This is a genomic window from Streptomyces sp. PT12, assembly GCF_003311645.1.
Lineage (GTDB): Bacteria > Actinomycetota > Actinomycetes > Streptomycetales > Streptomycetaceae > Streptomyces.
On the sequence record NZ_QEST01000186.1, the window covers coordinates 37,302 to 54,838 of the forward strand.

Annotated in this window: 11 protein-coding genes and 1 pseudogene; 7 read left to right on the top strand and 5 right to left on the bottom strand. The window is 73.8% G+C overall.

Annotated features, from left to right (window positions below):
* The first annotated feature begins 52 nt into the window (after positions 1–52).
* Positions 53–3,136, top strand: coding sequence for a glycoside hydrolase family 38 C-terminal domain-containing protein (locus tag DEH69_RS22280; protein WP_113688778.1), 3,084 nt, complete (start codon positions 53–55; stop codon positions 3,134–3,136).
* Here the strand turns inward: DEH69_RS22280 and DEH69_RS22285 are convergent.
* The gene (locus tag DEH69_RS22285) at positions 3,099–4,544 is read right to left on the bottom strand and encodes a HAMP domain-containing sensor histidine kinase (RefSeq protein ID WP_113688779.1); all 1,446 of its coding nucleotides are present in this window, start codon (positions 4,542–4,544) and stop codon (positions 3,099–3,101) included. The two genes, DEH69_RS22280 and DEH69_RS22285, sit on opposite strands and share 38 nt — an antisense overlap.
* A gap of 19 nt (positions 4,545–4,563) precedes the next feature.
* Positions 4,564–5,313, bottom strand: coding sequence for a response regulator transcription factor (locus DEH69_RS22290; protein WP_113688780.1), 750 nt, complete (start codon positions 5,311–5,313; stop codon positions 4,564–4,566).
* Between the two features lie 320 nt (positions 5,314–5,633).
* Here DEH69_RS22290 and DEH69_RS22295 point away from each other — a divergent pair, with 320 nt between their 5' ends.
* The 5 genes from DEH69_RS22295 to DEH69_RS22315 all read left to right on the top strand — a co-directional run bounded on the left by DEH69_RS22295 (position 5,634) and on the right by DEH69_RS22315 (position 10,726).
* The gene (locus DEH69_RS22295) at positions 5,634–6,419 is read left to right on the top strand and encodes an amino acid ABC transporter ATP-binding protein (RefSeq protein WP_113688781.1); all 786 of its coding nucleotides are present in this window, start codon (positions 5,634–5,636) and stop codon (positions 6,417–6,419) included.
* A gap of 116 nt (positions 6,420–6,535) precedes the next feature.
* Complete coding sequence (locus tag DEH69_RS22300) at positions 6,536–7,342, top strand: glutamate ABC transporter substrate-binding protein (RefSeq protein ID WP_113688782.1); 807 nt, start codon at positions 6,536–6,538, stop codon at positions 7,340–7,342.
* Between the two features lie 99 nt (positions 7,343–7,441).
* Positions 7,442–8,116, top strand: coding sequence for an amino acid ABC transporter permease (locus DEH69_RS22305; protein ID WP_113688783.1), 675 nt, complete (start codon positions 7,442–7,444; stop codon positions 8,114–8,116).
* Complete coding sequence (locus DEH69_RS22310; protein WP_113688784.1) at positions 8,113–9,021, top strand: amino acid ABC transporter permease; 909 nt, start codon at positions 8,113–8,115, stop codon at positions 9,019–9,021. The genes DEH69_RS22305 and DEH69_RS22310 overlap by 4 nt, the downstream gene beginning before the upstream one ends.
* A gap of 109 nt (positions 9,022–9,130) precedes the next feature.
* Positions 9,131–10,726 (top strand): FAD-dependent monooxygenase, encoded by a 1,596-nt coding sequence (locus tag DEH69_RS22315; RefSeq protein ID WP_309302891.1) that lies wholly within the window; start codon positions 9,131–9,133, stop codon positions 10,724–10,726.
* Here DEH69_RS22315 and recX read toward each other — a convergent pair.
* The 3 genes and pseudogenes from recX to DEH69_RS22330 all read right to left on the bottom strand — a co-directional run.
* Positions 10,704–11,378 (bottom strand): annotated as a pseudogene (gene recX / locus DEH69_RS22320) (recombination regulator RecX); the annotation flags it as partial. The gene DEH69_RS22315 and the pseudogene recX sit on opposite strands and share 23 nt — an antisense overlap.
* Positions 11,297–12,436 carry a recombinase RecA gene (recA, locus tag DEH69_RS22325; protein WP_113688786.1) on the bottom strand — a complete coding sequence of 380 codons (1,140 nt, stop codon included), beginning with the start codon at positions 12,434–12,436 and terminating at the stop codon, positions 11,297–11,299. The pseudogene recX and the gene recA, both read right to left, overlap by 82 nt.
* Before the next feature lie 160 nt (positions 12,437–12,596).
* The gene (locus DEH69_RS22330) at positions 12,597–12,791 is read right to left on the bottom strand and encodes a DUF3046 domain-containing protein (protein WP_113688787.1); all 195 of its coding nucleotides are present in this window, start codon (positions 12,789–12,791) and stop codon (positions 12,597–12,599) included.
* Positions 12,792–12,843: 52 nt separating this feature from the next.
* Between DEH69_RS22330 and DEH69_RS22335 the strand changes: the two genes are divergently transcribed.
* Positions 12,844–17,514 carry an ATP-dependent helicase gene (locus DEH69_RS22335; protein ID WP_181727554.1) on the top strand — a complete coding sequence of 1,557 codons (4,671 nt, stop codon included), beginning with the start codon at positions 12,844–12,846 and terminating at the stop codon, positions 17,512–17,514.
* Positions 17,515–17,537: the final 23 nt, after the last annotated feature.

Genomic DNA, 17,537 nt, shown 5'->3' on the forward strand with positions numbered 1-17,537 from the left:
CCCCTTCCCGATCACACGCGTCCACATCACGAGAGACATTCGGAGGAGCACCATGCACGACGACCGAAAGCTGGTCGAAGACCGGCTCCGCCGGGTGCTCGAGCAGCGGATCCGGCCCGCCGTCCATCGCGATCCCGTGCCGTTCACCGTGGAGCGGTGGGACGCACCCGGCGAGCCGGTCCCGGTGAGCGAGGGGCTGGCCGCGCCCTTCGCCCCCGCGGCGGCCGGTGACCCCTGGGGGCCCGCGTGGGGCACCACATGGCTGCGGCTGACGGGGCGGGTGCCGCGGGGGTGGGCGGGCCTGACCGTCGAGGCGGTGATCGACCTCGGCTTCGACCGCGGGATGCCGGGGTTCCAGTGCGAGGGCCTGGTGTACCGGGCCGACGGCGAGGCCGTGAAGGGCCTGCACCCCTACAACGACTGGGTGCGGATCGCCGACGAGGCGGCGGGCGGCGAGGAGGTCGAGCTGTTCGTCGAGGCTGCGGCCAACCCCGTGGTCAACGACGCCCGCCCCACCGCGCTCGGCGACCGGCTCACGGCGGGCGACGCGCCGCTGTACCGCTTCGACCGGCTCGACCTCACGGTGTTCGAGCCGCAGGTGTGGGAGCTGGCGCAGGACCTCGACGTGGTCGGCGGGCTGATGGAGCAGCTAGCCGTCGACGACGCGCTGCGCTGGACGCTGCTGCGCGCGATCGAGGGCGCGCTCGACGCGCTCGACCTGGATGACATCGCGGGCTCGGCCGCGGCGGCGCGCGAGCGGCTCGCGCCGGCGCTCGCCTCCCCGGCGCACGCGACGGCGCACCGCGTCAGCGCGGTCGGGCACGCGCACATCGACTCGGCGTGGCTGTGGCCGCTGCGCGAGACCGTGCGGAAGGTCGCGCGCACGTCGGCCAACGTGGTGGCGCTGATGGACGACCATCCGGAGTTCGTCTTCGCCATGTCGCAGGCGCAGCAGCTGGCGTGGCTGAAGGAGCACAGGCCCGAGGTGTTCGCGCGGGTGCGGCGGAAGGTGGAGGACGGGACGTTCGTGCCGGTGGGCGGCATGTGGGTGGAGTCCGACACCAACATGGTCGGCGGCGAGGCCATGGCGCGGCAGTTCGTCCACGGGAAACGCTTCTTCCTCGAGGAGTTCGGGATCGAGACCAGGGAGGTGTGGCTGCCGGACTCCTTCGGGTACACGGCCGCGCTGCCGCAGCTGGTGAAGCTGTCGGGGTCCACGTGGTTCCTCACGCAGAAGATCTCCTGGAGCCAGAGCAACGCCTTCCCGCACCACACGTTCTGGTGGGAGGGCATCGACGGCACGCGCGTGTTCACGCACTTCCCGCCGGTAGACACCTACAACTCCGACCTCAGCGGGCGCGAGATGGCGCACGCGGCGCGCAACTACCGGGAGAAGGGGCGCGGGACGCGTTCCCTCGCGCCCTTCGGCTGGGGCGACGGCGGGGGCGGCCCCACCCGGGAGATGCTGGCGCGGGCCGCGCGGCTGCGCGACCTTGAGGGCTCGCCGCGCGTGGAGATCGAGCGGCCCGAGGCGTTCTTCGAGCGGGCGCACGAGGAGTACCCTGACGCCCCCGTGTGGGTCGGCGAGCTGTATCTGGAGCTGCACCGCGGCACCTACACGTCGCAGGCCAAGACCAAGCAGGGGAACCGGCACAGCGAGTCGCTGCTGCGCGAGGCCGAGCTGTGGGCGGCGACGGCGGCGGTGCGGACGGCGGGGCACGCCCGCCCCTATGACCACCCCTACGAGGATCTTGACCGGATCTGGAAGACGGTGCTGCTCCACCAGTTCCACGACATCCTGCCCGGCTCGTCGATCGCGTGGGTGCACCGGGAGGCCAGGGAGACCTACGCGCGGGTGCGCGAGGAGCTGCTGGCGATCATCGACACGGCGCAGCGGACGCTCGCCGGGTCGGGGGACGGGGCGGACGCGGACGGGGAAGGCGCGGACGGCTCCGTGGTGTTCAACGCCGCCCCGCACGCCCGCGGCGGCATCCCCGCCGGTGGCGCGGCACCGCGCCCGCGGCTGTCCACCGCGCCGGTGCGCGCGCAGGAGCGCGCGGACGGTGGCTTCACGCTGGCCAACGGTCTGCTGCGGGTGGAGATCGACGCGCGCGGCCTCGTCGTGTCGGCCGTCGACCTCGCCGCGGGCCGCGACGCCATCGCCCCAGGTGGCGCGGGCAACCTGCTCCAGCTCCACCCCGACCTGCCCAACCACTGGGACGCGTGGGACGTCGACGCGTTCTACCGCAACAGCGTCACCGATCTGACGGCCGTCGACGAGCTGGCGCTCGAGACGGCGGACGACGGGGCGGCGACGGTGCGGGTGGCGCGTTCGTTCGGCGCCTCGACGGTGACCGAGCGGCTGACGCTGCGCGCCGGCGCGCGGGCGCTCGACGTGGACGCGGACATCGAATGGCACGAGCGGGAGAAGATCCTCAAGGCGGCGTTCGCGCTCGATGTGAAGGCCGACGCGTCGGCCGCGGAGACGCAGTTCGGGCACGTCTTCAGGCCCACGCACACGAACACGTCGTGGGAGGCGGCCAAGTTCGAGATCTGCGCGCACCGGTGGATCCACGTGGGCGAGCCCGGGTGGGGCGCCGCCGTGGTCAACGACTCGACCTACGGCCACGACGTGAGCCGCGAGGTGCGCGAGGACGGCGGCCAGACGACGACGGTGCGGCTCTCGCTGCTGCGCGCGCCGCGCTACCCCGACCCGGACACCGACCAGGGCGCCCACCGGCTGACGTACGCGCTGGTGCCGGGGGCGACGATCGGCGACGCGGTGCGCGAGGGGCACTGGATCAACCTGCCCGAGCGCTCGGTGCCGGGCGGCGCGACCGTGGAGCCGCTGGTCACGGTCGTGGACGGCGGGTCGATCGTGGTCGAGGCCGTCAAGCTGGCGGACGACCGGAGCGGCGACGTGGTGGTGCGGCTCTACGAGTCGGGCGGCGGCAGGGCGCGCGGGCGCCTGGTGACGGGCTTCCCCTGCGCCGGGGTGGTCGCGACCGACCTGCTCGAGCGGCCGCTCGATGGCGGCGCGGCGCTCGGTGCGGCCGACGAGGGCGGAGTGGCGCTCGCGCTGCGGCCGTTCCAGATCCTCACGGTGCGGCTGAGCCGTTCCCCGGCTCGCGCCTGACCGGCTGCGCCGACGCGCGCTCGGGCGCGTGGCGCGGGACGGCGACGATCACCCGCAGGCCGTGCGGCTCGTTCGCGGTGTAGGTGATCGTCGCCGCCCCCGCGGCCAGCAGGGCGGCCACGATGGACAGGCCGAGCCCCGAGCCCTGGACGTTCTGGTGGCGGCCGCTGCGCCAGAAGCGGTCGCCGATCCGCTCCAGCTCGTCGGGGGCGAGCCCGGGGCCGTCGTCGGCGGTCTCGACGGTGACGCGCTCGCCGTTGGCGGTGACGGTGACGCGCACCGCGCCGCCCTCGGGCGTGAACTTCAGCGCGTTGTCGACAATGGCGTCCAGCGCGCTGGAGAGCCCCACCGGGTCGGCCCAGCCGGTCGCCGCCGCCGCGCCCTCCGCGGTCAGCCGCACCCCGCGCCGGTCGGCGACGGGGCGCCAGGCGGCGACGCGTTCGGCGGCGAGGGCCGCGACGTCGGTGAGGCGCAGGTCGGCGGGGGTGCCCTCGGCCAGCGCCAGGTCGAGCAGCCCGTCGAGCACCTTGGCCAGCCTGATGCCCTCGGCCTTGACGGAGGCGAACTCCTCGTTGCCCTCGGGGAGTTCGAGGCCCAGCAGGTCGATGCGCAGCAGCAGCGCCGCAAGGGGGTTGCGCAGCTGGTGCGAGGCGTCGGCGACAAAGGCGCGCTGCTGGTCGAGGACCAGCTCGACGTGGTCGGCCATCTCGTTGAACGAACGCGCCAGGCGCCGCAGCTCGGGCGGCCCGCCCGCGGCGGCCACCCGCGACGTCAGCCGCCCCGTGGCGATGTCGTGGGTCGCCTTGTCGAGCACCCGCACCGGGCGCAGCACCCAGCCGGTCAGCCGGAACGCCGCCCCGACCGCGAGCAGCATCGCGGCGGCCTCGCCCGCGGCGATCCCCAGCCAGCCACGCAGGATGCGGGAGCGCAGCGGCCCCGTCGGCGAGTCCACGACCACGACCGCGATCACATCGCCGTCCCTGATCACGGGCGAGGCCACGACCAGCCGCCGGTCGAGCGCCCAGGGCCACACCTGGCCCTGCCCCTGGCTGCGGCGGCCCGCCAGCGCCTCGGCGAACTCCTCGCTCCCCACCCCGCCCGGCACCTCCCAGCCCTCGGGGGCGACCGCCATGGGGCGGCCGTCGCGCCGGAAGACGCCGACCTTGATGCCGTAGACGTCGTGGTAGGTGGCGAGTTCGTCCTCCAGCGTGGCCAGCCGCTGCTCGCCCGGCGGTCCCGCGTCGGTGGCGGACTGGGTCAGCGAGGCGAAGCGCGCGGTGTCGTCGATCCGGTCCACGACCACGCGCTGCTGCTCGCTGCGCGCCTGGCTGGTCGCCAGCGGGATACCGAGGGCGAGCAGCACCCCGGTGAGCAGCACGATGAGCAGCGGGAGAAGGCGGGAGCGCATGGAGTCGGCCGGGCGCCCGTCAGGCGGAGGGCGCCGAGGGGGCGGGGGGCACGGAAGGCACGGAAGGCTCGGGAGCCTCGGAGAGCGCGGGCGGTATCGCCAGCCGGTAGCCGACGCCGCGCACCGTCTCGACCAGCTCGGGCCTGCGCAGCTTGGACCGCAGCGAGGCGATGTGCACCTCGAGCGTGCGCCCCGTCCCCTCCCAACTGGTCTGCCACACATCGCTGATGATCTGCTCCCGCCGGAAGACCACGCCGGGCCGCTGGGCGAGCAGCGCCAGCAGGTCGAACTCCTTGCGGGTCAGCGTCACACGACGGCCGTCCACCGACACCTGCCGCGTCGCCAGCTCGACGACGACGGGCCCGAGGGACAGCACGTCGTCGGGCGCGCCGGGCTCCGCGGCCTCCTCGGGGCCCGTGCGGCGGCTGACCGCGTGGATGCGGGCGAGGAGCTCGCCGGTGTCATAGGGCTTGACGACGTAGTCGTCCGCGCCCAGGTTGAGCCCGTGTATGCGGGAACGCACGTCCGCGCGGGCCGTCACCATGATGATCGGCACCGAGGCCAGGCGGCGGATCCGGCCGCACACCTCGAAGCCGTCGACGTCAGGCAGGCCGAGGTCGAGCAGCACCACCCCGAAGGAGCGGTCGCGCAGCAGGCTGATCGCCTCCTCGCCCCCGCGGGCCCGCACGACGTCGAAGCCATGCCTGCCAAGCACCGCCACCAGGGCGGCCGCGACGTGCTCGTCGTCCTCGACCAGGAGCAGTCTCACCGTCCGCCCTCCTTCCCGGCGCTCTGTCCAGGTCACCGGGTGTTCTCGTGTGTCCTCGTGTGTCTTCGGGTGTCTACGCGGTGTCCTCGTGTGTACGCGCGTCCCTCCTGGCATCCACGCCGATCGCGGGGGGCCGCGTCAAGGGGCACCGGAGGAGCTGAACGCTTCCGTTATGCGCCGGGCACGGTGAGCGACGAGGAGTGACGCAGGGAAGCGGCGGACGACCGGATCGTTATGCTCAATTTCCCCTCAGATCAGGTGACGGTGTGATCCACGCTGGCTAGGGTCCCTGCAACCGACGAGGACGGAGCAGGACCACGATGAGCGAAGCGCCGCTTGCGAAGGAGGCCGCCGACGCAGCGCCCCCGGCGGAAGATCTGGTCGTCCTGGACAGGGTGAACAAGCACTTCGGCGCGCTCCATGTGCTCCAGGACATCAACCTGACGATCAAGCGCGGCGAGGTCGTCGTGGTGATCGGCCCTTCGGGTTCAGGGAAGTCGACGCTGTGCCGGGCGATCAACCGCCTGGAGACGATAGACGACGGCAGCATCACCATCGACGGCCGCCCGCTGCCCGAGGAGGGCAGGGAGCTTGCCCGGCTGCGCGCCGACGTGGGCATGGTCTTCCAGTCCTTCAACCTCTTCCCGCACCGGACCGTGCTCGACAATGTGGCGCTCGGTCCGATCAAGGTGCGCGGGCAGGACAAGTCACTGGCCAGGACCCGCGCCCAGGCGCTGCTCGACCGGGTGGGCGTGGGCAATCAGGCCGGAAAGTACCCGGCGCAGCTCTCCGGCGGGCAGCAGCAGCGCGTCGCGATTGCCCGCGCCCTCGCCATGGAGCCGAAGGTGATGCTCTTCGACGAGCCCACCTCGGCCCTGGACCCCGAGATGATCAACGAGGTCCTTGAGGTCATGCAGCAACTGGCCCGCGAGGGCATGACCATGGTCGTGGTCACCCACGAGATGGGCTTCGCCCGCTCGGCGGCCAACCGCGTCGTGTTCATGGCGGACGGCCGGATCGTCGAAGAGGCCGACCCCCACCAGTTCTTCGACAACCCGCGGAGCGACCGCGCGAAGGACTTCCTGTCCAAGATCCTCGCGCACTGAGACCCTCGCGCACTGAGATCCTCGCGCACTGAGATCCTCGCGCACTGATGCGCGGCTCCGGCACACCACACGTTTTCACCTTCATCACGCACATTCAACGAGGGGGAGTACCCACCGTGAGACTTCGCAAGGCAAGCGCCCTGGCCGCCTCCGCCGTCGCCCTGACCCTGACCGCCACGGCCTGTGGCGGCGGGGGCGACGACGGCATCACGATCGGCATCAAGTACGACCAGCCGGGCCTCGGCCTCCAGAACGAGGAGGGCGAGTTCGTCGGCTTCGACGTGGACGTGGCGCGTTACATCGCGGGCGAACTCGGCTACGAGGAAGACGAGATCACCTTCGAGGAGGCCCCGAGCCCCGAGCGCGAGCAGCTGCTCGAGCGCGGCGACGTCGACATGATCGTGGCCAGCTACTCCATCACCGAGGAGCGCGAGGAGCAGGTCGACTTCGCGGGCCCGTACTTCGTCGCCCACCAGGACCTACTGCTGCGCACCGACACCGAGGTCCCCACGCCCGAGGCCATCAACGACCTGACCCTGTGCTCGGTCTCCGGCTCCACCTCCGCGGAGAACGTCCAGCGGGACTTCGCCCCCGACGCCAACCTCCAGCCGTTCAACACCTACTCCGAGTGCCTCACCGGCCTGGAGAACGGCACCCTCGACGCCCTGACCACCGACGACTCCATCCTCGCGGGCTACGCGGCCCAGGAGCAGCACCAGGGCAAGTTCGCGCTGGCCGGGCTCGAGCTGAGCGACGAGTACTACGGCGTCGGCCTGCCCCAGGACTCCGAGGACCTCGAGGACGTCAACGACGCCATCGCGCAGATGGTCGAGGACGGCACCTGGGAAGAGCTGGTCGAGGAGCACTTCGGACCGGCCAACTACGACGCCGACCCCGCCCCCGAGATCGGGGCGCGTCCCTGACCCTGGCCCGCTCACGGCCACCGTGGCGCGCCGCTCACGGCGGGCGGCGCGCCACGCCCTCTTCCGCCATCCGCCCCCGGGGCGAGACTGCGAGATTCCGTGTTCGACTTCCTTGACCTCGACAGGTATGACCTGTTCGGAGCGTTCTGGACGACGGTGCAGCTCACCGTCCTCTCGGGGATCGGCTCCCTCATCTGGGGAACGATCCTCGCCGCGATGCGCGTCAGCCCCGTCCCGATCATGCGGGCGTTCGGCACCGTGTATGTGCACGTCTTCCGGAACACCCCGCTGACCCTGATCATCGTGGCCTGCTCGCAGCTCCTCGCCTACACGCTGGGCATGACGATGTGGGCCGACTTCGGCACCCAGTCACTGTCGTTCCGGCTGGCCGTCCTCGGATTCGTCCTCTACACCTCGACGTTCGTGTGCGAGGCGCTGCGGTCCGGGATCAACACGGTGCCCGTCGGGCAGGCCGAGGCCGCGCGAGCCCTCGGCCTGAGCTTCACCCAGGTGCTCACGCTGATCGTGCTGCCCCAGGCGTTCCGCGCCGTGGTCGCGCCCCTGGCGAACGTGCTGATCGCCCTGACCAAGAACACCACGGTGGCCGCCGCCATCGGCGTCGCCGAGGCCGCCCTGCTGATGCGGGACATGATCGAACAGGAGGCCCAACTGGTGCCGATCGCCATCCTGTTCGCCTTCGGCTTCATCGTCCTGACCCTGCCGACCGGCCTGTTCCTCGGCTGGGTCGCCAAGCGCGCGGCGGTGAAGCGATGAGCGACCTCTCCGTTCTGTACGACGCCCCTGGCCCGCGCGCCCGGCGGCGGAACGCCCTCATCGCCGTCGTCTTCCTCGTGATCCTGGCGGCGGGCGCGTGGTGGGTGCTGAGCGTCCTGGAGGACAACGGCGAGCTGGCCTGGGACCAGTGGGAGCCGTTCTTCACCAACGCCAACGTGTGGACGACGTTCATCCTCCCCGGCCTCCAGAACACCCTGATCGCCGCGGGCCTGTCCATGCTGATCGCCCTGCCGCTCGGCGCCGCGCTCGGCATCGGACGGCTCTCGGACCACGCGTGGGTGCGGATCCCGGCGGGCGCCGTCGTCGAGTTCTTCCGCGCGATCCCGGTGCTGCTGCTGATGCTGTTCGCCAACGAGGCGTACGCGATGTGGACCGACATCGACCGCGACGTCAGGCCGCTGTACGCGGTGGTGACCGGCCTCGTGCTGTACAACGCCTCGGTGCTCGCCGAGGTCGTGCGCGCTGGCGTGCTCGCGCTGCCCCGGGGGCAGACCGACGCGGCCAAGGCGATCGGCATGCGCAAGGGCCAGACCATGCTGTTCGTGCTGCTGCCGCAGGCGGTCACCGCGATGCTGCCCGCGATCGTCAGCCAGCTGGTCGTCATCGTGAAGGACACCGCGCTCGGCGGCGCGATGCTGGGCTACAGCGAGCTCCTCGACAGCGTCGGCCTGATCGACGGCAACTTCGCCAACCTGCTGGCGGCGTTCACCGTGATCGGCGTGATCTACATCGTGCTGAACTTCCTGCTCACCAGCTTCGCCAGCTGGCTCGAGGGCCGGATACGGCGCGGAAAGCGCGGCACGGGCGCCGTGCTGACCACCACGACGGCCGGGGAAGGCGCCGGTGACGTGCCGACGCCCGTCGGCGTCGACGAGAAGAAGTAGCCGGGTACCGCGCGGGGCCGGCCACGGCCGGTCCCGCGACAACCCGCCCGCGTCAAGGCCGACTTGACGCCCTCTCATCCGCTGCCGTTGCATACGTGCTGTGCTGCCCGTGATCATTGCCGGCGCGGGCCCCGTCGGGCTCGCGCTGGCACTCGCCCTGGCCGGGCACGGCGTCCCGACCGTCCTCCTGGACGGCGCGGATGAACCACCCCCCGTGCGCCTCGCCCGCACCTGTGTGCTGCCCCCTGACGTGGCGCACTGGGCCGGGCTTCCGGGCCTCGGCGGCCAGGCCCCCGCGTGGGAGGCGTGGCGGATCACCCAGCGCGGCAGGACCGTGCTGCACCAGCGGGTCGCCCCCGATGACGCGCCGCGCCATGTGCCGCAGCACGCGCTGGAGCGCGCCCTGCGCGACGCCGTCGCCCGCCAGGAGCTGATCCGCGTCGCCAGGGGGCACCGCGTCGTCGACCTCGAGCACCGCGGCGGCGAGCTGGTGGCCCGCTCGGTCGCCCGCGCCCCCGAAGGGCGGCGCGACGAGGAGCGGCAGTGGCGCGGCAGCCACCTCGTCGGCTGCGACGGGCCGCGCTCCACCGTCCGCAAGCTGCTGCGCGTCCCCTTCCCGGGGCGCACCGGCGTCGAGCGCTTCGCCGTCGCCGCGGTGGGCGCCGAGCTGCCCTGGCCCGGCGAGGCGGGGCTGCACCGGGGGCTGCCCGCGGGGGAGGTCACGGCGAGGCCGCTGCCGGGGGACGTGTGGCGCCTGGACTGGCCGCTGCCGCGGGAGGACGGCCTCGTCACCCCCGACGCCCTGCTCGACCGGGTGCACGGCACGCTCGCCGCGTGGCACGAGGGCGAGGTGCCGCCCTACGAGCTGCTCGACACCGGCGTCCACGTCTGCCACCAGCGGCTGGCGCGCGCGTGGCGCTCGGGGCCCGCCTTTCTCGCCGGTGACGCCGCGCACCTGCTGGGGGCGCTCGGCACGCAGCAGGTCGCCGAGGGGCTGCGGGACGTCGACAACCTCTCCTGGAAGCTGGCCGTCGCCTGCCACGAGGGCAACGCCGACTCCCTCCTCGACAGCTACCAGGCCGAACGGCGCACGGCGGTCGGCGCTCGGCTGCGCGCCGTCGACCAGGCGCTGCCCCTGGTGCGCGGCAGGGGCGGCCTCAAGGGGCGGCTCACGGGGCGGAGCGGTGGCCGCCTCGCGCTGCTGTCCGACAGCCATCTGGGCCGTGGCACCCTGGGCGGCCCGGCGCGGTACGGCTCCTCGCCGCTGGCCTGCGCGCCGCGCCGGGGCACCACGACGGACACGCCCGTCGGAGCGCCGGTCGCCGACGTGCCGGTGATCACGCTCAAGGGCGAGACGCGCAGGCTGCGCGAACGCCTGGGCGGGCCGCTGCTGCTGGTCCTGACCGCGCCGGGGGCGCGGGTGTGGGACGTCCGCCACTGGCTCTCGGCCGGGCTCATGCCCGAACTGGCCGCCGCCACCGGCACCTTGGCGCTGCCAGCCGAGCTGCTTGTGACCGAGGACTACCCGGGGACCGCTCCGCACACGCTGCTCGTCGTCCGCCCCGACGGGCACCTGGCCGCCGCCCTGCCGGGCGCCGACCAGCCGTCCCTGCGCGCCTGCGCGGCCACCCTGCGCGCCATCCCCGACCCCGCCCCAGAAGCCGCCGACGGCCAGGACCCGGCTAGCACCACCCCTCGTCGGTGACCTCGACGACCTCGGCCGCCAGCGCCTCGCGGACCACCCGGACGGCCAGCTCCTCGGGATACCCCTTGCGGGCCAGCATGCCGACCAGCCGTCGCAGCCGCTTGACCGGCTCGACGCCCCGCGTGGCGCGCAGCCTGCGCTCCACCAGGGCGCGGGCGGTCTCCTCCTCGCGCTCGGGGTCGAGCCGGGCGACCGCCTCCTCGATCACCGGCGCCGCCACGCCCTTGGTGCGCAGCTCACGGGCGAGCGAACGGCCCGCCAGGCCCCGCCCGTGGTGCCGGGACTCCACCCACGCCGCCGCGAACGCCGCGTCGTCGATGAGCCCCACCTCCTCGAAGCGGTCGAGGACGGTGTCGATCGCCTCCTCGGGGATGTCCCGCTCGCGCAGGGCGTCGGCCAACTGCCGCCGGGTGCGCGGGGTCCCGGTGAGCAGCCGCAGGCTGATCGCCCGCGCCCGCTCGACCGGGTCACGTGGCGCGCGCGGTGGCCCCTCGTCGGCCCTCGACGTCGAGGGGCCACCGCGGTCTCGGGGTGGTGGGCGCTCCGGCCACTCGCTGCGCCGGGTCACCGTCAGCTCTTGGCGGCCGCGGGCTTGGCGGCCCTTGGCGCCTTGGCGAGCGGCGCGGCGTCCGTCGCGGTGGCGGCGGCTGCCGGGGCCGCGCCCTTGGCCGGGGCGTCCGCGGGGGCGTCGCCCGCCTGCTCGGGCACGTCCGCCTTCGGGCCGATGCCGAGCTTCTCCTTGATCTTCCTCTCGATCTCGTTCGCCAGGTCGGGGTTGTCCCGCAGGAAGTTCCTCGCGTTCTCCTTGCCCTGGCCCAGCTGGTCGCCCTCGTAGGTGTACCAGGCGCCGGACTTCCGGATGAAGCCGTGCTCCACGCCCATGTCGATCAGGCCGCCCTCGCGGCTGATGCCGGTGCCGTAGAGGATGTCGAACTCGGCCTGCTTGAACGGGGGCGCCACCTTGTTCTTGACGACCTTGACCCGCGTGCGGTTGCCCACCGCGTCGGTGCCGTCCTTGAGCGTCTCGATGCGCCGGATGTCCAGCCGCACCGAGGCGTAGAACTTCAGCGCCCGGCCGCCCGAGGTCGTCTCGGGGGAGCCGAACATCACGCCGACCTTCTCCCTGAGCTGATTGATGAAGATCGCGGTGGTCTTCGACTGGTTGAGCGCGCCGGTGATCTTCCGCAGGGCCTGGCTCATCAGCCGGGCCTGGAGGCCGACGTGCGAGTCGCCCATCTCGCCCTCGATCTCGGCGCGCGGCACCAGGGCGGCCACGGAGTCGATGACGATGAGGTTGAGCGCCCCCGAGCGGATCAGCATGTCCGTGATCTCCAGCGCCTGCTCGCCGTTGTCCGGCTGGGAGAGGATCAGCTGGTCCACGTCCACGCCGAGCCGCTTGGCGTACTCCGGGTCGAGGGCGTGCTCGGCGTCCACGAACGCCACAGTGCCGCCCGCCCGTTGGGCGTTGGCCACCGCGTGCAGGGTCAGGGTCGTCTTGCCCGAGGACTCGGGGCCGAAGACCTCGACGACCCGGCCGCGGGGCAATCCGCCCACGCCCAGGGCCACATCGAGAGCCGTGGAGCCGGTGGGGATGATCTCGATCGGCTCGTCGGGCCGCTCGCCCAGGCGCATCACCGCGCCCTTGCCGAACTGCCGCTCAATCTGGGCGAGAGCGGCGTCGAGTGCCTTCTCGCGGTCCGTACCTGCCATGGGTGCCACCCGGTCCGTCTGATTAGATCGCTTCACATCACGGACGCTAACGCCCGCCACTGACAATCGCCGATTGCCCTTCCCATAAGAATGGCCGTTCGATTTTTGTGTCAAGCGATCCGGGGCCCACCGACCGCCCCGCGGGCCGCGGTCCGGGGCGTCACCGCAGGTGCGGCGGGACCTCGAAGGCCGTGCAGACCGCGCGCCAGACATCCTTGGCGTCCCACCCCGCGTCCAGCGCCTCGACGACCGTCCGCCCGCCCAGCTCGGCCATCACATGGTCACGGGCGAATGAATCCACATAGGCGGGCCCGAATCGCTCGGTCATCCGCTCCCAGAAGTCCGTCAGCCGCATGGTCCCAGTATCGCGCCCGCCCGATGTCAGTGGCGGGGTGCACGATGGAGCCATGGATCCACGCGCGGCGCTCGACTCCTTCTCACCGGCCACCCGGGCCTGGTTCTCGCGCGCCTTCGAAGCACCCACCGCCGCGCAGGAAGGCGCCTGGCGGGCGATCGCGAAGGAGTCCGACGCCCTGGTCGTGGCGCCCACCGGCTCGGGCAAGACGCTGGCCGCCTTCCTCGCCTCGCTCGACCGGCTGGCCGCCACGCCCCCGCCCGCCGAGCCGCACAAGCGCTGCCGCGTGCTGTACGTCTCCCCGCTCAAGGCCCTGGCCGTCGACATCGAGCGGAATCTCCGGAGCCCTCTGACCGGCATCCGGCAGGAGTCGGTCCGCCTCGGCCTGCCCGAGCCCGACATCAGGGTCGGCATCCGCACCGGCGACACCCCTGCGGCCGACCGCCGCTCCCTGGCCCGCAGGCCCCCCGACATCCTGATCACCACCCCCGAGTCGCTCTTCCTGATGCTGACCTCCGCCGCCAGGGACGCCCTGACCGGAGTGGAGACCGTCATCCTGGACGAGGTGCACGCCGTCGCGGGCACCAAGCGCGGCGCCCACCTCGCGCTGAGCCTCGAGCGCCTCGACGCCCTGCTGCCCCGCCCGGCTCGCCGCATCGGGCTCTCTGCCACCGTGCGCCCCGTGGACGAGGTCGCCCGCTTCCTCTCACCCCGGCGCAAGGCGACGGTCGTCCAGCCGCCATCGGGCAAGGAGTTCAGGCTCTCCGTGGTGGTCCCCGTCGAGGACATGGGCGAGTTGGGGGGCTCCCCCGTGCCCGACGCCCCGGGCTCGGGCGCGGTGCCCTCCATCTGGCCCTCGGTCGAGGAGCGCATCGTCGACCTGGTCCAGGCGCACCGTTCGACGATCGTCTTCGCCAACTCCCGGCGGCTCGCCGAGCGTTTGTGCAACCGGATGAATGAGATCGCCCACGAGCGCGCCACCGGCCAGCCCCTGCCCGAGGAGCACTCCCCCGCCGCGCTGATGGGCGGCTCGGGCGCGGCCAGGGGCGCGGCGCCCCTGCTGGCCCGCGCGCACCACGGCTCGGTCTCCAAGGAGCAGCGGGCCCTCATCGAGGAGGACCTCAAGGCCGGGCGGCTCCCCGCCGTCGTCGCCACCTCAAGCCTGGAGCTCGGCATCGACATGGGCGCGGTCGACCTGGTGGTCCAGGTCGAGTCGCCGCCCTCGGTCGCCTCGGGGCTCCAGCGGGTCGGCCGCGCCGGGCACCAGGTCGGCGCGGTCTCGGCGGGCGTCGTCTTCCCCAAGTACCGCGGTGACCTGGTGCAGTCGGCGGTGGTCACCGAGCGGATGCGGGCCGGGGCCATCGAGTCGCTGCGCGTCCCGGCCAACCCCCTGGACGTGCTGGCCCAGCAGCTGGTCGCCATGGTCGCGATGGACCCGTGGGACGTCGACGAGCTGCTGGCGCTGGTCCGCGGGGCCGCCCCGTTCGCCGCGCTTCCCGAGTCGGCCTACCACGGGGTGCTCGACATGCTGGCGGGGCGCTATCCGTCGGACGCGTTCGCCGAGTTGCGGCCCCGGCTGGTCTGGGACCGCGTCGCGCACACCCTCACCGCCCGCCCAGGCGCCCAGCGGCTCGCCGTGACCTCGGGCGGCACGATCCCCGACCGCGGCCTGTTCGGCGTCTTCCTCGCCGGGGCCGACCCGAGGAAGGGCGGCGGCCGGGTCGGCGAGCTGGACGAGGAGATGGTGTACGAGTCGCGGGTGGGCGACGTCTTCACGCTGGGCACCACGTCCTGGCGGATCGAGGACATCACCCGCGACCGGGTGCTGGTCACCCCGGCGCCCGGGATCGCGGGGCGGCTGCCGTTCTGGAAGGGCGACCAGCTGGGCCGCCCCCTCGAGCTCGGCCGGGCCCTGGGCGCGTTCCTGCGGGAGATCGGCGGCCTCGACGACGGGGCCGCGCGGGAGCGGCTGGCCTCGGCGGGCCTCGACGCCTGGGCCGTGGACAACGTCCTGGCGTATCTCGGGGAGCAGCGCCAGGCGTGCGGCCATGTCCCCGACGACCGGACGATCGTGGTCGAGCGATTCCGCGACGACCTGGGCGACTGGCGCGTGGTGGTGCACTCGCCGTTCGGCGCGCAGGTGCACGCCCCCTGGGCGCTGGCCCTCGGCGCCAGGATCGCCGAGCGCTTCGGCCTCGACGCCCAGGTGATGCACGCGGACGACGGCATCGTGCTGCGGCTGCCCGACGCCGATCTGCTGGCCGCCGAGGCCGCGTTCGGCCTCGGCGCGCCCGGCGCGGACCCGGCCCTGCACGACGCCGCATTCGACGACGCCAAGGCCCCGCTCGGCGCCGGGGACGTGCTGCTCGACCCCGGCGAGGTCGACCAGGTGGTCACCGACCAGGTCGGCGGCTCCGCCCTGTTCGCCGCCAGGTTCCGCGAATGCGCCGCGCGCGCCCTGCTCTTGCCCCGGCGCGACCCAGGGCGGCGCACCCCGCTGTGGCAGCAGCGGCAGCGCGCCCACCAGCTGCTCTCGGTCGCCGCCGAGTTCGGCTCGTTCCCGATCGTGCTCGAGGCGGTCCGCGAGTGCCTCCAGGACGTCTTCGACGTGCCGGGGCTCACCGAGCTGATGCGGGACATCGAGGCCAGGCGCGTGCGGCTGGTCGAGGTCACCACGCGCGACCCCTCGCCGTTCGCCCGCTCGCTCCTCTTCGGCTATGTCGCGCAGTACCTCTACGAGGGCGACTCCCCGCTGGCCGAGCGCCGCGCCGCCGCCCTGTCCCTCGACTCCCGGCTGCTGGCCGAGCTGCTCGGCCAGGCGGAGCTGCGCGAGCTGCTCGACCCGGATGTGCTCGCCCAGCTGGAGCGGGAGCTCCAGTGGCTCACCGATGAGCGCCGGGTCAAGGACGCCGAGGGCGTCGCCGACCTGCTGCGCGTCCTCGGCCCGCTCACCGACGAGGAGCTGGCCGAGCGCGGCGCCCGCCCCGAGTGGGCCGAGTCCCTTGCCGCCGCCCGCCGCGCGCTGCGCGTGCGCGTCGCGGGCCGCGCCCACTGGGCCGCGATCGAGGACGCGGGGCGGCTGCGCGACGCCCTGGGCGCCGCGCTGCCCGTGGGCGTGCCCGAGGCGTTCACCGAGCCGGTGGCCGACCCGCTCGGCGACCTCATCTCCCGGTACGCCCGCACCCACGGCCCGTTCACCTCGGCGCAGTTGGGCGCCAGGTTCGGCCTCGGCGGCGCGGTCGCCGACGGCGTGCTGCACCGGCTGGCGGCCGAAGGACGCCTGGTGCAGGGGGAGTTCAGGCCGGGCGGCGCGGGCCATGAGTGGTGCGACCCGGCCGTGCTGCGCAGGCTGAGGCGCCGCTCGCTCGCCGCGCTCCGCGAGGAGCTTGAGCCGGTGCCGCCGACGGCGCTCGCCGCGTTCCTCCCCCAGTGGCAGCACGTGGGCGAGCCCGGGCGCGGCGGGCTGCGTGGCATCGACGGTCTTGTGCGGGCGATCGAGCAGTTGCAGGGCGCCCCCGTGCCCGCCTCCGCGCTCGAACGGCTGATCCTGCCGTCCCGGGTCTCCGGCTACGCCCCGCCACTGCTCGACGAGTTGACGGCCTCGGGCGAGGTCGTCTGGGCGGGCGCGGGCGCCCTGCCGGGCAAGGACGGCTGGGTCGCGCTCTACCCCGCCGACACCGCGCCCCTGCTGCTCCCTCCCCCGCACCCCCTTGAGCTCTCCCCGCTGCACCGCGCGGTGCTCGACGCCCTCTCCGGCGGATACGGGCTGTTCTTCCGGCAGATCGCCGAGCATGTGAGGGCCGCCGGGCACGAGGCGTCGGACGCGGCGCTCACCGACGCGGTCTGGGAGCTCGCCTGGTCGGGCCGCCTGACGAACGACACCCTGGGCCCGCTGCGCGCCCTGCTGGGCTCGGGCCGCACCGCGGGCTCCGTCGCGCACCGGGGGCGGCGGGCCACGCCACGCGGCCGCTACGGCTCCCTGGCGATCGGCGGCGGCCGCCGCCCCACGGCGTCCAGGAGCGGGCCGCCCACCGTGGCCGGGCGTTGGTCGCTCGCGCCCGCCCCCGAGGCCGACGCCACGCTGCGCGCCCACGCCCTGGCCCGCACGCTGCTCGACCGGCACGGGGTGGTCACCCGCGGCGCCGTCACGGCGGAGGGGGTCACGGGCGGCTTCTCCGCGGCGTACCGCGTGCTCTCGGCGTTCGAGGACAGCGGCCAGGCCAGACGCGGCTATGTCGTGGAGGGCCTTGGCGCGGCCCAGTTCGCGATGGACGGCGCGGTGGACCGGCTGCGGGCCCTTGGCACATCGGCGGAGCGGGGTGGGGCCGCCCACGGGCCGCGCGCCCTAGTGCTGGCCGCGGCCGACCCGGCGAACGCCTACGGTGCCGCGCTGCCCTGGCCCGAGCCGCCCACGGGGGCGGGGCACAAGCCAGGCCGCAAGGCGGGGGCGCTGGTGGTGCTGGTGGACGGGCGGCTCACGCTCTACCTGGAGCGCGGCGGGCGCACGCTGCTGGCCTGGCCCGACGAGGAGGCGGAGGCCCCACAGGAGGCCCTGAGGACGGCCGCGGACGCGCTGTCCCGCGCGGCGCGGGAGGGCGCCCTCGGCACGCTCACCGTGGAGCGGGTAAACGGCTCGTCCGTGCTCGCCGATCCGGCGTGGACCGGGCGTCTTGAGGCCGCGGGCTTCCACGCGACGCCACGCGGGCTGCGCCTGCGGCCATGACGTGGGGGCGTGCCCCCCGGTGA